Source organism: Enterobacter sp. CPE_E863, assembly GCF_046521465.1.
GTDB lineage: Bacteria > Pseudomonadota > Gammaproteobacteria > Enterobacterales > Enterobacteriaceae > Enterobacter > Enterobacter adelaidei.
This window is the reverse complement of record NZ_JBKFZX010000001.1, coordinates 4,513,641-4,530,875: the sequence shown is the minus strand read 5'-3', so window position 1 is coordinate 4,530,875 and position 17,235 is coordinate 4,513,641. Positions and strand designations below refer to the sequence as shown.

Annotated in this window: 17 protein-coding genes; 10 read left to right on the top strand and 7 right to left on the bottom strand. The window is 54.2% G+C overall.

The window, feature by feature from the left end:
* The first annotated feature begins 600 nt into the window (after positions 1–600).
* The 9 genes from rpmH to ACLHV8_RS22185 all read left to right on the top strand — a co-directional run bounded on the left by rpmH (position 601) and on the right by ACLHV8_RS22185 (position 8,120).
* Positions 601–741 carry a 50S ribosomal protein L34 gene (gene rpmH / locus ACLHV8_RS22225; protein ID WP_000831330.1) on the top strand — a complete coding sequence of 47 codons (141 nt, stop codon included), beginning with the start codon at positions 601–603 and terminating at the stop codon, positions 739–741.
* Positions 742–757: 16 nt separating this feature from the next.
* A complete protein-coding gene (gene rnpA / locus ACLHV8_RS22220) occupies positions 758–1,117 on the top strand; it encodes a ribonuclease P protein component (RefSeq protein ID WP_024907873.1) in 360 nt (119 codons plus the stop codon).
* On the top strand, positions 1,081–1,338 hold the full coding sequence (gene yidD / locus ACLHV8_RS22215) for a membrane protein insertion efficiency factor YidD (RefSeq protein WP_001307474.1): 258 nt from the start codon (positions 1,081–1,083) through the stop codon (positions 1,336–1,338). The genes rnpA and yidD overlap by 37 nt, the downstream gene beginning before the upstream one ends.
* Positions 1,339–1,340: 2 nt before the next feature.
* On the top strand, positions 1,341–2,984 hold the full coding sequence (gene yidC, locus ACLHV8_RS22210) for a membrane protein insertase YidC (RefSeq protein ID WP_028017778.1): 1,644 nt from the start codon (positions 1,341–1,343) through the stop codon (positions 2,982–2,984).
* A 72-nt stretch (positions 2,985–3,056) separates the two neighbouring features.
* Positions 3,057–4,421 carry a tRNA uridine-5-carboxymethylaminomethyl(34) synthesis GTPase MnmE gene (mnmE, locus tag ACLHV8_RS22205; RefSeq protein WP_028017777.1) on the top strand — a complete coding sequence of 455 codons (1,365 nt, stop codon included), beginning with the start codon at positions 3,057–3,059 and terminating at the stop codon, positions 4,419–4,421.
* Positions 4,422–4,532: 111 nt separating this feature from the next.
* Positions 4,533–5,708: an MFS transporter gene (locus ACLHV8_RS22200; RefSeq protein WP_129324383.1), complete on the top strand. Its 1,176-nt coding sequence runs from the start codon at positions 4,533–4,535 to the stop codon at positions 5,706–5,708.
* Complete coding sequence (gene yidZ, locus ACLHV8_RS22195) at positions 5,677–6,648, top strand: HTH-type transcriptional regulator YidZ (protein WP_208594880.1); 972 nt, start codon at positions 5,677–5,679, stop codon at positions 6,646–6,648. The genes ACLHV8_RS22200 and yidZ overlap by 32 nt, the downstream gene beginning before the upstream one ends.
* Before the next feature lie 122 nt (positions 6,649–6,770).
* On the top strand, positions 6,771–7,517 hold the full coding sequence (locus ACLHV8_RS22190; protein WP_049007091.1) for a 4'-phosphopantetheinyl transferase family protein: 747 nt from the start codon (positions 6,771–6,773) through the stop codon (positions 7,515–7,517).
* Positions 7,518–7,553: 36 nt separating this feature from the next.
* Positions 7,554–8,120 carry an NADPH-dependent FMN reductase gene (locus ACLHV8_RS22185; RefSeq protein WP_028017773.1) on the top strand — a complete coding sequence of 189 codons (567 nt, stop codon included), beginning with the start codon at positions 7,554–7,556 and terminating at the stop codon, positions 8,118–8,120.
* A 62-nt stretch (positions 8,121–8,182) separates the two neighbouring features.
* On the opposite strand, the gene adeP is transcribed toward ACLHV8_RS22185, so the two are convergent.
* The gene (gene adeP / locus ACLHV8_RS22180) at positions 8,183–9,520 is read right to left on the bottom strand and encodes an adenine permease AdeP (protein WP_028017772.1); all 1,338 of its coding nucleotides are present in this window, start codon (positions 9,518–9,520) and stop codon (positions 8,183–8,185) included.
* 166 nt (positions 9,521–9,686) lie between these two features.
* Here adeP and yieH point away from each other — a divergent pair, with 166 nt between their 5' ends.
* Entirely contained in the window at positions 9,687–10,352 is a 666-nt protein-coding gene (gene yieH, locus ACLHV8_RS22175; RefSeq protein ID WP_129994685.1) for a 6-phosphogluconate phosphatase, read from the top strand.
* A 44-nt stretch (positions 10,353–10,396) separates the two neighbouring features.
* On the opposite strand, the gene phoU is transcribed toward yieH, so the two are convergent.
* From phoU to glmS, 6 genes are all read right to left on the bottom strand, one after another.
* Positions 10,397–11,122 carry a phosphate signaling complex protein PhoU gene (gene phoU / locus ACLHV8_RS22170; RefSeq protein WP_008500182.1) on the bottom strand — a complete coding sequence of 242 codons (726 nt, stop codon included), beginning with the start codon at positions 11,120–11,122 and terminating at the stop codon, positions 10,397–10,399.
* A gap of 13 nt (positions 11,123–11,135) precedes the next feature.
* Positions 11,136–11,909, bottom strand: a complete 774-nt coding sequence (gene pstB, locus ACLHV8_RS22165) for a phosphate ABC transporter ATP-binding protein PstB (protein ID WP_410392135.1) — start codon at positions 11,907–11,909, stop codon at positions 11,136–11,138.
* Positions 11,910–11,956: 47 nt separating this feature from the next.
* A complete protein-coding gene (gene pstA / locus ACLHV8_RS22160) occupies positions 11,957–12,847 on the bottom strand; it encodes a phosphate ABC transporter permease PstA (RefSeq protein ID WP_028017769.1) in 891 nt (296 codons plus the stop codon).
* A complete protein-coding gene (pstC, locus tag ACLHV8_RS22155) occupies positions 12,847–13,806 on the bottom strand; it encodes a phosphate ABC transporter permease PstC (RefSeq protein WP_028017768.1) in 960 nt (319 codons plus the stop codon). The genes pstA and pstC overlap by 1 nt, the downstream gene beginning before the upstream one ends.
* An 81-nt stretch (positions 13,807–13,887) precedes the next feature.
* Positions 13,888–14,928: a phosphate ABC transporter substrate-binding protein PstS gene (gene pstS, locus ACLHV8_RS22150; protein ID WP_028017767.1), complete on the bottom strand. Its 1,041-nt coding sequence runs from the start codon at positions 14,926–14,928 to the stop codon at positions 13,888–13,890.
* Positions 14,929–15,249: 321 nt separating this feature from the next.
* Positions 15,250–17,079, bottom strand: a complete 1,830-nt coding sequence (glmS, locus tag ACLHV8_RS22145) for a glutamine--fructose-6-phosphate transaminase (isomerizing) (protein WP_048990817.1) — start codon at positions 17,077–17,079, stop codon at positions 15,250–15,252.
* Positions 17,080–17,235 lie beyond the last annotated feature (156 nt).

Genomic DNA, 17,235 nt, shown 5'->3' with positions numbered 1-17,235 from the left:
GGCGGACTCCACTCGAACAATAAAAGAAAACTATTGAATATTCATGATTGTTGGCGCACATCGACATGACCCTGTGCATAGGGGGATGTGCGAATTGCTATCTGCAATTTAATCCTGACCAGGATCCTGGGATCCCGATCTGGACCGCGGATCATAGCCTAAACTGAGCCAGAGATCTTCTGTTTCTCACAGATTCTTCCCGATTTATCCACAGGACGATCTGAAACCGGGTAAGTGTAAACGATCCTGGCACAAGTGCCCCACGATTTAGCCCGCATATTGGAAAAATTAATGAGCACAGACAATTTATTGCTTAAATGATCTAACGAAGATCCGGGACGATCCTTGCGCTTTGTCGACGAGCCCGTATAATCCTCGACCCGGCGCGTGATGCTCATCTTCCTGCGTCGTCCGTTGCTCATTTTCCACGCGAAAACGTGCGGAAATACGCGGGAAATAAGGAAAGAGAATTGACTCCGGAGTGTACAATTATTACAATCCGGCCTCTTTAATCACCCACGCTGAGGCGTTAGTCGTTCGAAATTCGTTCGGGTATACGCAAAAGTCAGTGAATTTATTCAAGTTTAGGTAGAAATCGCCATGAAACGCACTTTTCAACCGTCTGTACTGAAGCGCAACCGTTCTCACGGCTTCCGTGCTCGTATGGCTACTAAAAATGGTCGTCAGGTTCTGGCACGTCGTCGTGCTAAAGGCCGCGCTCGTCTGACCGTTTCCAAGTAATAAAGCTAACCCCTGAGTGGTTAAGCTAGCATTTCCCAGGGAGTTACGTTTGTTAACTCCCGCTCATTTCACTTTCGTCTTCCAGCAGCCACAACGGGCTGGCACGCCGCAAATCACCATCCTCGGCCGCCAAAATTCGCTGGGGCATCCCCGCATCGGTCTCACAGTCGCCAAGAAAAATGTTAAGCGAGCGCATGAACGCAATCGGATTAAACGTCTGACGCGTGAAAGCTTCCGTTTACGTCAGCACGAACTGCCTTCGATGGATTTCGTGGTGGTGGCTAAAAAAGGGGTTGCCGACCTCGATAACCGTGCTCTCTCGGAAGCGTTGGAAAAATTATGGCGCCGCCACTGTCGCCTGGCTCACGGGTCCTGATAGCCCTCATTCGGGTCTATCAACGCCTGATTAGTCCGCTACTCGGGCCGCACTGCCGTTTCACACCAACGTGCTCAAGCTACGGAATTGAGGCATTGCGCAGGTTTGGAGTGATAAAAGGCAGTTGGTTGACGGTGAAACGCGTATTAAAATGCCACCCTTTACACCCCGGTGGAGACGACCCCGTCCCTCCAGGACCCTTTGATACCAGAGAACACTAACGATGGATTCGCAACGCAATCTTCTTATCATCGCTTTGTTGTTCGTGTCTTTCATGATCTGGCAGGCATGGGAGCAGGATAAAAATCCTCAACCCCAGCAGCAGACCACGCAGACCACGACCACCGCAGCGGGTAGCGCCGCCGACCAGGGCGTACCGGCCAGTGGCCAGGGGAAACAGATTACGGTTAAGACCGATGTGCTTGAGCTGACTATTAACACCCGTGGTGGTGATGTTGAGCAGGCGCTGCTGTTGACCTACCCGAAAGAGCTGAAGTCTAACGAACCGTTCCAGTTACTGGAAACCACGCCTGAGTTTATCTACCAGGCGCAGAGCGGCCTGACCGGTCGTGATGGCCCGGATAACCCGGCTAACGGTGCGCGTCCACTGTATAACGTCGAGAACGACACCTTTGTACTGGCTGATGGTCAGAACGAACTCGTTATCCCGATGACGTATACCGACGCTGCAGGCAACACCTTCACGAAAACCTTCACCCTGAAACGCGGTGAGTATGCGGTGAACGTGGGCTACACCGTACAGAACGCCAGTGCGAAACCACTGGAACTGTCGACCTTTGGCCAGCTGAAGCAGTCCATCAATCTGCCGTCTCACCGTGACACCGGAAGCAGCAACTTTGCGCTGCATACCTTCCGTGGCGCGGCGTACTCCACGCCTGACGCAAAGTATGAGAAATACAAATTCGACACCATTGCCGATAACGAAAACCTGAACGTCAGCGCTAAAGGCGGTTGGGTGGCAATGCTGCAGCAGTATTTCGCCACTGCATGGGTGCCTAATAACGACGGTACCAACAACTTCTACACCGCGAACCTGGGTAACGGTCTTGCAGCCATCGGCTACAAATCTCAGCCAGTTCTGGTTCAGCCGGGTCAAACCGGTAAAATGGCCAGCACCCTGTGGGTCGGCCCGGAAATCCAGGACAAAATGGCCGCTGTTGCGCCACACCTGGACCTGACCGTAGATTACGGTTGGTTGTGGTTCATCTCCCAGCCGCTGTTTAAGCTGCTGAAGTTCATCCACAGCTTCCTGGGTAACTGGGGCTTCTCCATCATCGTTATCACCTTCATCGTTCGTGGCATCATGTACCCGCTGACTAAAGCGCAGTACACCTCCATGGCGAAGATGCGCATGCTGCAGCCGAAGATTCAGGCCATGCGTGAGCGTCTGGGCGATGACAAACAGCGTCAGAGCCAGGAGATGATGGCCCTGTATAAAGCAGAGAAAGTAAACCCACTGGGTGGTTGCTTCCCACTGCTGATTCAGATGCCAATCTTCCTTGCGCTGTACTACATGCTGATGGGTTCCGTTGAGCTGCGCCATGCGCCGTTCGCGTTGTGGATCCATGACCTGTCTGCACAGGACCCGTACTACATCCTGCCGATCCTGATGGGCGTGACGATGTTCTTCATCCAGAAGATGTCTCCGACCACGGTGACCGACCCGATGCAGCAGAAGATCATGACCTTTATGCCGGTCATCTTCACCGTGTTCTTCCTGTGGTTCCCGTCAGGTCTGGTGCTGTACTATATCGTCAGCAACCTGGTGACCATCATCCAGCAGCAGCTGATTTACCGTGGTCTGGAAAAACGTGGCCTGCATAGCCGCGAAAAGAAAAAGTCCTGATTCGGTAAGTTAACGCTAAAATAAGGGCGGTCGATTGACCGCCTTTTTTATTTGTATTGAACGAGACCAACCATGAGCCATAACGACACTATCGTCGCCCAGGCAACCCCACCGGGACGCGGTGGTGTAGGCATTCTGCGTATCTCCGGCCTGAAGGCGCGCGAGGTCGCCGAAGCGGTACTGGGTAAACTGCCAAAACCCCGCTACGCTGATTACCTGCCGTTTAAAGATACCGACGGCACGCCGCTGGACCAGGGCATTGCGCTGTGGTTTCCTGGCCCAAACTCTTTTACCGGTGAAGACGTGCTGGAACTACAGGGTCACGGTGGCCCGGTTATCCTCGATCTGCTGTTAAAACGCATTCTGACCCTGCCTGGCCTGCGTATCGCAAAACCGGGTGAGTTTTCCGAGCGCGCGTTCCTGAACGACAAGCTCGATCTGGCGCAAGCCGAGGCGATAGCGGACCTGATCGACGCCAGTTCTGAACAGGCTGCTCGCTCCGCCCTGAACTCGCTGCAAGGGGCATTCTCCGCGCGCGTGAATCACCTTGTGGAAGCACTTACTCACCTCAGGATCTACGTGGAAGCGGCTATCGACTTCCCGGATGAGGAGATCGACTTCCTCTCTGACGGTAAAATCGAAGCCCAGCTCAACCAGGTGATGGCCGACCTCGACGCGGTTCGTGCCGAAGCGCGTCAGGGTAGCCTGCTGCGGGAAGGGATGAAGGTGGTGATAGCCGGACGTCCTAATGCCGGGAAATCGAGCCTTTTGAACGCTCTGGCGGGCCGTGAAGCGGCGATCGTGACCGACATTGCCGGCACCACCCGCGACGTACTGCGCGAGCATATCCATATCGACGGGATGCCGCTGCACATCATTGATACCGCCGGTCTGCGCGATGCCAGCGACGAAGTCGAGCGCATCGGTATCGAACGCGCCTGGCAGGAGATCGAGCAAGCCGACCGCGTGCTGTTTATGGTGGATGGCACAACCACCGACGCTGTAGACCCGGCTGAAATCTGGCCAGACTTTATTGCCCGTCTGCCGGCGAAGCTGCCTATCACCGTGGTGCGAAATAAAGCAGACGTGACTGGCGAAACGCTGGGCATCAGCGATGTGAATGGTCACTCACTAATCCGCCTGTCGGCGCGTACCGGTGAAGGCGTTGACGACCTGCGTAACCATCTCAAGCAGAGCATGGGCTTTGACACCAGCATGGAAGGTGGCTTCCTGGCGCGTCGTCGTCACCTGCAGGCGCTGGAAGAGGCGGCACGCCATCTTGACCAGGGCAAAGCGCAGCTGATCGGTGCGTGGGCGGGTGAACTGCTGGCGGAAGAGCTGCGTCTGGCACAGCAGAATCTGAGTGAGATCACCGGGGAGTTTACGTCGGACGATCTGCTGGGAAGGATCTTCTCAAGCTTCTGTATTGGTAAGTAATACCCACGAAAACATGGTGATTTCCTTCCAGGAAATCACCTTTGTCCAAATGGCAACTCGCCTAATCCCTTCTCACCCCCTATCCTGCATGCCTGTATCTATGGGGGTTTTATGGCTCGTTTTCTGTTTTGTAGTTTTGCGCTGGTTCTGCTTTATCCGTCTGGCATTGATATGTATCTGGTGGGATTACCGCACATCGCCCGCGATCTGGGTGCCAGTGAAGCTCAGCTGCACATCGCGTTTTCGGCCTACCTCGCGGGAATGGCGTCATCGATGGTGTTTGCCGGGAAGGTCGCAGATAAGGCTGGTCGCCAACCCGTCGCCATAACGGGAGCCATCATCTTTGCGTTGGCTTCCGTGCTCTGTTCACTGGCGCAGGATAGTGCCCTGTTCCTGGCAGGCCGTTTTATCCAGGGCATCGGGGCGGGCGGCTGCTACGTGGTGGCTTTCGCAATTTTACGCGACACATTAAGCGCCCAACGCCGCGCCAAAGTGCTCTCTATGCTCAACGGCATCACCTGTATTATTCCGGTGTTGGCTCCGGTTGTTGGTTATCTGATCATGTTGAAATTCCCGTGGCAGAGCCTTTTCTGGACGATGGCAGCAATGGGGGGGCTGGTCTTTGTGTTGTCCATTTCCGTGCTAAGAGAAACTCACCCAGGTTCGCAAAGTACGGCACACTCAGCAACGATTCACCCGGCAGAGAAGCTGCTTAACCGCTTTTTCCTCAGTCGTCTGGCCGTAACCACGTTAAGCGTGGCGGTGATCCTGACCTATGTAAACGTTTCCCCGGTTTTACTGATGGAGACCATGGGCTTCGATCGGGGTGAGTATTCAACAGTGATGGCATTAACCGCGATGGTCAGTATGGCCGTCTCGTTTTCCACCCCCTTTGCGCTAAATATTTTCAGCCAGCGCACGTTGATGCTGACCTCACAGGTGTTATTTCTCGCAGCAGGCGTGATTCTGGCAACCACCAGCTCACATGTGGTGATGCTGGTAGGCATTACCCTCATTTGCGCCGGGTTCTCGGTCGGCTTTGGCGTGGCGATGAGCCAGGCGCTCGGCCCGTTCTCACTGCGGGCAGGCGTGGCAAGCTCCGTGCTGGGTATCGCTCAGGTCTGTGGCTCGTCCCTGTGGATTTGGCTGGCAGCGGTAATCGGACTTAATGCGCTCAATATGCTGATCGGGATTCTGATTGGCTGTAGCATGGTCTGTATTACCTTACTTATGCTCATCCAGCCCGCGGCAAATTATGAAGAAGCCCATCAGCAGTCTCGATCTTAACCTGTTGCTGTGCCTGCAGCTGTTGCTGCAGGAGCGTAGCGTCACCAAAGCGGCGAAGCGGATGAACGTGACGCCGTCTGCGGTGAGTAAATCACTGGCCAAGCTGCGCGACTGGTTCGACGACCCGCTGTTTGTCAAAACGCCTTTAGGATTGCTGCCGACGCCACTGACGGTAAGTCTGGAGCAGGATCTGACTGACTGGATGCAAATCGGTAACCAGATCCTCGATAAATTTCACCATGACGCGCCTGGCGGGCTGACGTTCGTGCTGGCCGCCGAAACGCCGTTGATGCTGATCCGCTTTAACGCCCTGCTGGAGCAGGTGAACCAGCGCTATCCGCAGGCTACGGTGAAGATGCGTCACTGGGATTACGACTCTCTGGACGCCATTACGCGTGGGGAAGTGGATCTTGGCTTCACTGGTCGAGAAACTCATCCGCGTTCCCGCGAGTTGCTGAAGCTGTTGCCGTGGTTTATCGACTACGAAATCCTGTTTAGTGACCGTCCATGTGTTTATCTGCGCGAGGATCACCCGGCGCTTCAGGAAGAGTGGAACCTGGAGACCTTCCTGCGCTACCCGCATATCAGTATCTTCTGGGAGCGCAGCGACACATGGGCGCTTGATGAGGTGCTAAAGGAGATGGGTCGTGAGCGCAATATCGCCATGTGCCTGCCGGGTTTTGAACAGGCGATGTTTATGGCGGCGCAGCCTGGCCATAATTATATCGCTACGGCTCCCCACTACTGCCACCACTACAATGAACTCCACCAGCGGAAGCTGATCGCGCTTCCTATTCCGATTGACGAAGCGCAGGCTGAAAAGTTGACCGTCCCCTTCACCCTGATCTGGCATAAACGGAACAGCCATAATCCGAAAATTCTCTGGTTGAGAGAGACTATCAAGGCGTTGTACGGTGCCAGCGATCCAATTTTTACCTAAGAAAATGTAAAGTTCGGTCCTCAGGCTTCTCTTACTCCCATTTACTGATTAAAACAGGAGTGAAGTTAAGCGATAATCATGTAACCGTTTAACCGATTACGACCATTATCAAGGAGCGAAAAATGGCAACGCACTTTGCAAGAGGGATACTTACAGAAGGACGCCTCGTATCGGCACGAATTTCTTCAGCCTGTCACAGTGAAGCACGCAAACTCCCGGAACACCGCAGGACGCGTTTTTTAGCGTCCAGAGCGCTTCTCGCAGAGCTGTTGTTTATGTTGTACGGCACCAGTGAACTGCCGGATATCATCACCCAACCTGAAGGCCGCCCGGTTTTTGCTAACCCGGATCTCCCCCGTTTTTCCATTGCCTATACGGGCAATATCATTGGGGTAGCACTCACCACCGAAGGGAATTGTGGGCTGGATATGGAACTTCAGCGCGCAACCCGGGGCATCCACGGCGCGAACCCACACGATGATTACCCGCTCTCCAGCAATGAAAAGCTGTGGGTGCGTAACCAGAACGATCCCAACGAGGCCAGAGCTCAGCTCATCACCCTACGCCAGAGCATTCGAAAGCTCTGTGGATGCGCCTCAGACGACGCCAATATGCTGCAGCTGCTGCCAGGTTCCGGACGTCTTCGAGCCACCCAAGCTACGCTGGTAGAAGCGCTCAGTGACGCAGAGGATGTCCTCATTTGGTCCATAGCGGTTACCCCCGCTATCGAACGCATGAAAATCTGGGAATTTGACAGTCAACAGGGATGGCGTAGCCTTCCTGATGTGCCCGAACGCGCCAACGAGCCCGCCGCACGCCTGATGCGTTTAACCAGTTTACCGGCAGAAAAAGCATACACCCTTAGCTGATCCATTCAGGGTCATCATGATGAAACAGGAGTAATCATGTCTGATACGTTAAAAGTCGTTACGTTACTGGGAAGCCTGCGCAAAGGTTCATTTAATGGGATGGTTGCCCGCACGCTGCCACAGCTGGCACCGGCAGGTATGGAGATTAGTGCCCTTCCATCTATTGGTGACATCCCGCTCTATGATGCAGATGTCCAGCAGGAAGAAGGGTTCCCGCAGAGCGTTGAGGCGCTGGCGGCGCAAATCCGTCAGGCCGATGGTGTGGTTATTGTCACACCAGAGTATAACTACTCCGTTCCTGGCGGTCTGAAAAACGCCATTGACTGGTTATCCCGCCTCCCTGAGCAGCCTCTTTCAGGTAAACCCGTGCTGATCCAGACCAGTTCTATGGGTGCCATTGGCGGCGCGCGCTGCCAGTATCACCTGCGCCAGATTCTGGTGTTCCTGGATGCGATGGTGATGAACAAGCCGGAGTTTATGGGCGGAGTGATTCAGAACAAGGTCGACCCGCAGACGGGTGAAGTGGTGGATCAGAGCACGCGTGACCATCTGTCTGGTCAGCTGACTGCGTTTGGCGATTATATTAAGCGGGTGAAGGCTTAAGCTTATTGCGGCCTGATGCCCTCACCCTGACCCTCTCCCGCAGGGAGAGGGAACAAACATGTTTATTTGGCGTCAATAAACACAATCTTCAGCACAAACAGCAGCGCGACAACGATGACGCACGGGCTGAGATCACGGAAGCGACCGGTACCAATTTTCATTACGCAGTAAGAGATAAAGCCCAGCGCGATACCTTCGGTAATCGAGAAGCTGAACGGCATCATCACGGCGGTAATAAACGCTGGCACCGCTTCGGTTAAGTCATCCCACTTCACGCGTGACAGGCTGGAGGTCATCAGCACACCTACGTAGATCAGCGCGCCGGCTGCCGCATACGGTGGAACCATTCCCGCCAGCGGCGAAAGGAAGATCACCAGCAGGAACAGGATACCCACCACGACCGCCGTCAGACCAGTACGGCCTCCCACAGAAACACCGGAAGAGGATTCAATATAAGCGGTAACAGAAGAGGTACCGATAAAGGAGCCCGCAACAGACGAGATGCTGTCAACGAACAGCGCCTGCTTCATGCGTGGGAACTTCCCTTTCTCATCGGCCAGACCTGCTTTGTCGGTCACGCCAATCAGGGTACCGGAGGAGTCGAACAGGTTGACCAGCATAAAGGAGAAAATTACGCCCGCCAGACCCAGGTTCAGGGAACCCGCCAAATCAACATGACCAATAACGGTGGAAACACTCGGTGGCGCAGAAACGATACCGTTGTAGTGAACGTCACCCAGCAGCCAGCCCAGCAGCGTGGTCACCACGATGGATACCAGCACCGCCGCATGAATATTGCGGGAAGCCAGGATCGCGATGATAAAGAAGCCCAGCACGCCCAGCAGCACGTTGTGAGAGGTCAGGTGACCGATGCTTACCAGCGTATCCGGGTTAGCCACGATAACGCCGGCGTTTTTCAGCCCCATCATACCGATGAACAGACCAATACCGCTGGTAATGCCCACGCGCAGGCTCACAGGAATGTTGGCAATCATCCAGTAACGTACGCGGAAAATAGTCAGCAACAGCAGACCAATAGCGCCCCAGAAGATAGCGCCCATGCCCACTTGCCACGGCAGGCCCATCGCCTGAACAACCACGAACGCGAAGAACGCGTTCAGGCCCATCGCCGGTGCCAGTGCAACCGGCAGGTTAGCGAACACACCCATCAGGATGCTGCCGAGAGCCGCAATCAGACAGGTGGTCACGAAGACGGCGCTGGTATCCATGCCAGCAACGCCCAGAATTTGTGGGTTAACAAAAACGATATAGACCATCGTCAGGAAGGTGGTGAAACCGGCGATCACTTCGGTGCGTGCCGTTGTGCCGTGCTCGCGCAGTTTAAACACGCGCTCAAGCAGACCCTGACCAGATGCCTGGGTAGTGTGTTGTTGACTCATCATCAATTTCCGAACAAGGAGGGAAAATTCGTCGCTATCCTATACCAAAATGCGACAATAAGGGCGGTTATAGGGTACTTTTTTTCATTGAATTTGCTTATACGGCAACGATTGCGTGTCGTAAAACCACACCACGTAAACGTTAAACTTGTTAAAAGGGAAAGACATGTCCGGAATTGAGGCGGTATTTTTCGACTGCGACGGTACGCTTGTCGACAGTGAGGTCATTTGTTCCCGTGCGTATGTCGCCATGTTCCAGGAATTTGGTATTACGCTCGATCTCGAAGAGGTGTTCAAACGCTTTAAGGGCGTGAAACTGTACGAGATTATCGACATCATTAACGACGAGCACGGTGTGGATCTGCCGAAAGGGGATCTCGAGCCGGTTTACCGCGCCGAGGTCGCACGCCTGTTTGATTCCGAACTGGAGGTCATCGCCGGGGCGAATGCGCTTCTGGATGCGATGACGGTGCCAATCTGTGTGGTCTCTAATGGTCCGGTCAGCAAAATGCAGCACTCGCTGGGGAAACTGGAGATGTTGCATCATTTCCCGGAAAAATTGTTCAGCGGCTACGATATTCAACGCTGGAAGCCCGATCCGGCGCTGATGTTCCATGCGGCCAACGCGATGAACGTTAACGTAGAAAACTGCATTCTGGTGGATGACTCGTCTGCGGGCGCGCAGTCAGGGATTGATGCGGGAATGGAAGTGTTTTACTTCTGCGCCGATCCGCACAACAAACCGATCGATCATCCAAAAGTGACGACCTTTACCGATCTGGCGCAGTTGCCAGCATTGTGGAAGGCGCGCGGGTGGGATATTACGCGTTAAGTTAACGTAGGGCGGGTAAGCGCTAGCGCCCCCCGCCACAAACATCACTCTTTCGGATCTTTACCCGCCAGCAGCTTGTCCAGCTCGTCGCCGCCTACGTGACGGAAGTCCTGACCTTTCACGAAGTAGAAAATGTATTCGCAAATGTTCTGGCAGCGGTCACCGATACGCTCAATGGAGCGCGCGCAGAACAGGGCAGTCAGTACGCTTGGGATCGTACGTGAATCTTCCATCATGTAGGTCATCAGCTGACGCACGATGCCTTCGTATTCCTGGTCGACTTTCTTGTCTTCACGGTAGATACGTACCGCTTCGTCCAGATCCATACGCGCAAAGGCATCCAGCACGTCATGCAGCATCTGCACGGTGTGACGCCCCAGCGACTCCAGGCTCACCAGCAGCGGCTGGTGCTGCTGAGAGAACTTCTCCAGCGCGGTGCGGCAGATTTTATCCGCCACGTCTCCAATACGTTCCAGCTCGGCGATGGTTTTGATAATCGCCATCACCAGGCGCAGGTCGCTCGCTGTTGGCTGACGCTTGGCGATAATACGAACGCAAGCTTCATCAATCGCGACTTCCATCATATTGACGTTTTTGTCACCTTCAATGACGCGCTTCGCCAGCTCGCTGTCCTGGTTGTGCATTGCCGTGATCGCATCGGAAAGCTGCTGCTCAACCATGCCACCCATGGTCATGACCTGCGTGCGAATGCTTTCCAGCTCTGCGTTGAACTGGCCTGAAATGTGTTTATTAAGATTAAGGTTGTCCATGGTTCACTCCAAATCAACCGTAGCGGCCAGTAATATAATCTTCAGTTTGCTTTTTAGCGGGTCTGGTGAACAGCGCATCCGTATCGCTGAACTCAATCAACTCGCCCAGGTACATAAACGCCGTGTAATCGGAACAACGTGCAGCCTGCTGCACGTTGTGGGTCACGATAACCACGGTGTAATCCTGCTTCAGTTCGGTGATCAGCTCTTCAATACGACCGGTTGAGATTGGGTCCAGCGCAGAACACGGTTCATCCAACAGCAACACTTCCGGGCGAATGGCGATACCGCGCGCAATGCACAGACGCTGCTGCTGACCACCGGAGAGAGAGTACCCGCTCTGGTGCAACTTATCTTTGGTTTCGTTCCATAATGCGGCCTTGGTCAAAGCCCACTGCACACGCTCGTCCATATCGGCACGAGAGAGCTTTTCAAACAGGCGAACACCAAACGCAATGTTGTCATAAATGGACATCGGGAACGGCGTGGGTTTCTGGAACACCATCCCCACTTTGGCACGCAGCAGGGCGATATCCTGAGCCTGGGTCAGAATGTTTTCGCCGTCCAGGATGATTTCACCTTCAGCGCGCTGCTCCGGATAGAGCGAATACATCTTGTTAAAGGTACGCAGCAGCGTGGATTTACCACAGCCAGACGGACCGATGAATGCCGTAACCTGGTTCTTCGCGATATCCAGGTTGATATTCTTCAGGGCATGGAATTTGCCGTAGTAGAAGTTCAAATCACGAACCTGAATCTTACCCGGGGCAGTATCAACCATACTCATTGACTCATTTCCTCATTCGGCGCCGCGAGCTGCCGCGCCGTAAAAAATTAACCGTGTTTCTTCTTCGCGAAAATGACGCGCGCCAGAATGTTCAGCAACAGTACGCAAAGGGTAATGATCAGCACCCCGGCCCAGGCCAGCTGCTGCCATTCCGCGAATGGGCTCATCGCAAATTTAAAGATCGTCACCGGCAGGTTAGCGATCGGCTGCATCATGTCCGTGCTCCAGAACTGGTTGGAGAGAGAGGTAAACAGCAGCGGGGCCGTTTCACCCGCGATACGCGCAACCGCCAGCAGGATACCGGTCATGATCCCGGAGACTGACGCTTTCAGCGTAATCGCAGAGATCATCTTCCATTTCGGCGTGCCCAGTGCATAAGCCGCTTCACGCAGGCTGTCCGGCACCAGTTTCAGCATGTTCTCGGTAGTACGAATGACGATAGGCACCTGCAGCAGCGCCAGCGCAATCACACCCGCCCAGCCGGAGAAGTGTTCCATCTGTGCCACCACGACGGTGTAAACAAACAGACCCACCACGATAGACGGGGCTGAAAGCAGGATGTCATTGATGAAACGAATGACTTCCGCCAGCCAGGATTTACGACCGTACTCCGCAAGATAGATGCCTGCCATGATGCCCAGCGGCGTACCAAATACCGTTGCCCACAGGATCAGCAACCCGCTGCCCGCCAGGGCATTCGCCAGACCACCACCCGCCGTGTTTGGCGGTGGCGTCATCTCGGTAAACAGCGCCAGCGACATCCCGTCAATCCCGCGCACAACCGTCGAGAAGAGGATCCAGACCAGCCAGAACAGGCCAAATGCCATGGTTCCCATTGAGAGCGTCAGCGCGATACGGTTTTTAAAACGGCGTCGGGCCTGCATTTTGCGGCGGGATTCCGCCAGTTCAGCGGTAGCTTGCATTTCGAGAGTCGCCATTAGCGTGCCCCCTCATTTTTAGCGAGGCGCATAATCATCAGCTTGGAGATCGCCAGAACAATGAAGGTGATCACGAACAGAATCAGACCCAGCTCCATCAACGCCGCAACGTGCAGCCCGGATTCCGCCTCAGCAAATTCATTCGCCAGTGCAGAGGTAATACTGTTACCCGGCATGAAGAGTGATGCGCTGTCGAGCTGGTAGGTGTTACCGATGATAAAGGTCACCGCCATGGTTTCACCCAGCGCACGTCCCAGACCCAGCATCACGCCGCCAATCACCCCATTTTTGGTGAACGGAAGGACAATGCGCCAGATAACTTCCCAGGTGGTACAGCCGATACCGTAGGCCGACTCTTTCATCATCACCGGCGTTTGTTCGAAGACATCGCGCATGACCGCCGCAATGTACGGAATAATCATAATGGCGAGGATCACACCTGCAGCCAGAATACCGATACCGAAAGCCGGGCCAGAGAACAGGGCACCCACAAACGGGATGGCAGAAAGTACATTACCCACGGGTTCCTGGAAGTACGTTGCGAACAGCGGCGCAAAGATAAACAGGCCCCACATGCCGTAAACGATACTCGGAATGGCCGCCAGCAGCTCAATGGCAATACCCAGCGGGCGACGCAGCCAGCCCGGTGCCAGTTCCGTCAGGAACAGAGCAATACCAAAACTGACGGGAACCGCAATCAGCAGGGCGATGAACGAGGTCACCAGCGTACCGTAAATCGGCACCAGCGCACCGTAGATATCGTTCGGCGCGTCCCACTCTTTGGTCCACAGGAAGGAGAAACCGAATTTCTGGATGCTCGGCCAGGAGGAGAAAATCAGAGACACAATAATGCCGCCCAGCAGCAATAGCACAATCAGCGCAGCCAGTTTAACCAGCGCGCTGAAAATCATGTCACCTTTTTTACCCGGAGGGTTAAATGCAGGCTTGGTTGCAGCCATAAATCACTCTTCTGTTAAACGCGTTTACGAAATCGGCGGGTAAGCGCAAGCGCCACCCGCCATTTTCGTCAGAATGCTAAATTAATACAATGCTTTACCGCTGCTGTCTTTTACGTTGGTTTTCCATGCAGCACGAATCTGCTCAACCACGTTTTCTGGCAGGGTAGCGTAATCCAGGGCATTAGCCTGTTTGCCGCCGTTTTTGTACGCCCAGTCGAAGAACTTCAGCACTTCGGCGCCCTGCTCAGGTTTCTTCTGCTCTTTGTGAACCAGGATGAAGGTGGTAGAGGTGATTGGCCATGCACCTTCGCCTTTCTGGTTAGTCAGATCCTGAGCGAAAGATTTGCTCCAGTCAGCGCCTTTTGCAGCGTTGGCAAAGTTCTCTTCGGTCGGGCTGACAGGTTTGCCATCAGCAGAAACCAGTTTGGTGTAGGACAGGTTGTTCTGTTTAGCGTAGGCGTATTCTACGTAACCGATAGAGCCCGGCAGACGCTGTACGAAAGCGGCGATGCCGTCGTTGCCTTTACCACCCAAACCAGTTGGCCAGTTAACGGTAGAGCCAGAACCGACTTTAGATTTCCACTCTTCGTTCACTTTCGCCAGATAGCTGGTGAACACGAAAGAGGTACCAGAACCATCAGCGCGGCGAACCACAGCGATGTTCTGAGATGGCAGTTTCAGGCCAGGGTTGAGTTTGGCAATCGCCTCGTCATCCCATTTTTTGATTTTACCCAGGTAGATGTCACCCAGGGTTTTGCCGTCCAGCACCAGTTCACCAGACTTCACGCCCGGCAGGTTGATGGCCAGAACCACACCGCCGATCACGGTCGGGAACTGGAACAGACCTTCCTGAGCCAGTTTGTCATCAGACAGCGGAGCGTCTGATGCGCCGAAATCAACGGTATTAGCGGTAATTTGTTTAACGCCACCGGAGGAGCCGATACCCTGATAGTTAACCTTGTTACCGGTTTCTTTCTGGTAGGTATCCGCCCATTTGGCATACACCGGCGCAGGGAAGGTTGCACCAGCGCCAGTCAGGCTTGCTTCTGCAAATACAGAGAACGCGCTCAGAGATAAGGTCGCGGCGACAACAGTTGCGACAGTGGTACGCATAACTTTCATAATGTCTCCTGCAAGATTTTCGTAAATCGTTGTTTAGTGGCTACGATGAGCAAAATAGGACAAACAGGTGACAGATAAATGTACGAATTATGACAGTTTTATGACAATGGAAATTTCACTTAAAAACCAGCAGAAGAAAGCTTAATTTTCATCGTGTTAGCCACTTTTATGACAAGGCGTTTTCAGAAATATTTTCTTTATGTGACACTGAAAAAAGTAGCTGAAGATGACAGATTGTCATAAATAAAAACGCAAAAGAGTTGATTAAAAACAAGCCAGGCGGGATAGAAAAGCTCCACCCGAAGGTGGAGCCTGAAGGGATTATTCTACGGTGACAGACTTCGCCAGGTTACGCGGCTGGTCAACGTCGGTGCCTTTGATCAGCGCAACGTGATAAGCCAGCAACTGCAGCGGAACGGTGTAGAAGATCGGTGCAATCACCTCTTCCACATGCGGCATCTCGATGATGTGCATGTTGTCATTGCTGACAAAACCGGCATCTTTGTCGGCGAAGACGTACAGAACACCACCGCGGGCGCGCACTTCTTCAATGTTAGATTTCAGTTTTTCCAGCAGTTCGTTGTTAGGAGCCACAACGATGACCGGCATATCGGCGTCAATCAGCGCCAGTGGGCCGTGTTTCAGCTCGCCTGCCGCATAGGCTTCCGCGTGAATGTAGGAGATCTCTTTCAGCTTCAGCGCGCCTTCCAGCGCAATCGGATACTGATCGCCACGACCCAGGAACAGGGCGTGATGCTTGTCGGAGAAATCTTCTGCCAGTGCTTCAATGCGTTTGTCCTGGGACAGCATCTGCTCAATACGGCTCGGCAGTGCCTGCAGGCCATGAACGATGTCATGCTCAACAGAGGCATCCTCGCCTTTCAGACGTGCCAGTTTCGCCACCAGCATCAACAGAACGGTCAGCTGAGTGGTAAACGCTTTAGTGGAAGCCACGCCAATTTCGGTACCCGCTTTGGTCATCAGCGCCAGATCGGATTCACGCACCAGCGATGAGCCAGGGACGTTACAGATGGCCAGAGAGCCAAGGTAGCCCAGCTCTTTAGACAAACGCAGCGCCGCCAGCGTATCCGCCGTTTCACCAGACTGGGAAAGGGTGATCATCAGGCTGTTACGACGTACAGCGGATTTGCGGTAGCGGAATTCAGACGCGATTTCCACATCACACGGCACGCCCGCCAGGGATTCAAACCAGTAACGAGAAACCATACCGGAGTTGTAGGAGGTACCGCAGGCCACGATCTGAATATGCTCAACCTTGCTGAGCAGTTCGTTCGCGTTTGCACCCAACTCGCTCAGATCCACCTCACCGTGGCTGATGCGCCCGGTAAGAGTGTTTTTGATGGCGTTTGGCTGCTCGTAAATCTCTTTCTGCATGTAGTGACGGTAAGCGCCTTTGTCGCCCGCGTCGTACTGCAGGTTAGATTCGATCTCCTGGCGTTTCACCTGCTCGCCTTTGGTATCGAATACGGTCACGCTGCGACGAGTCACTTCCGCAATATCACCCTCTTCCAGGAAGATAAAGCGACGGGTAACTGGCAGGAGCGCAAGCTGGTCAGAGGCGATAAAGTTTTCACCCATGCCCAGACCGATAACCATCGGGCTACCGGAACGTGCGGCCAGCAGCGTGGACGGATCGCGTGAGTCCATGATCACCGTGCCGTATGCACCGCGCAGCTGAGGGATAGCACGCAGAACTGCGTCACGCAGTGTACCGCCCTGCTCCAGCTCCCAGTGCACCAGGTGAGCAATCACTTCGGTGTCAGTTTCAGAGACGAAGGTATAGCCGCGCGCTTTCAGTTCTTCGCGCAGCGGTTCGTGGTTTTCGATAATGCCGTTGTGCACGACCACGATGTGTTCAGACACATGCGGGTGCGCGTTGCCTTCAGACGGTTCGCCGTGCGTCGCCCAACGGGTGTGCGCAATACCGGTACCACCATGCAGCGGATGTTCTTCCGCGGCCTGGGCCAGCATCTGCACTTTACCGAGACGACGCAGACGGGTCATATGACCTTCTGCATCGACCACGGCCAGACCAGCAGAGTCATAGCCACGGTATTCCAGACGACGTAAACCTTCGAGAAGGATTTCAGCAATATCACGCTGCGCAACTGCGCCAACAATTCCACACATAGTTTTAGATTCCGAATTTAGGCATAACGCCTGCGTTGTCGCTGACCTGTATTTGCCCTTTCCGGGCACCCCGAGCCTTGTAGAGAGTGGGGTTATTTTTATGGGTACTGCTTGTGGGGGGAGGATTATGTTATCCCCTCACCCCGACCCTCTCCC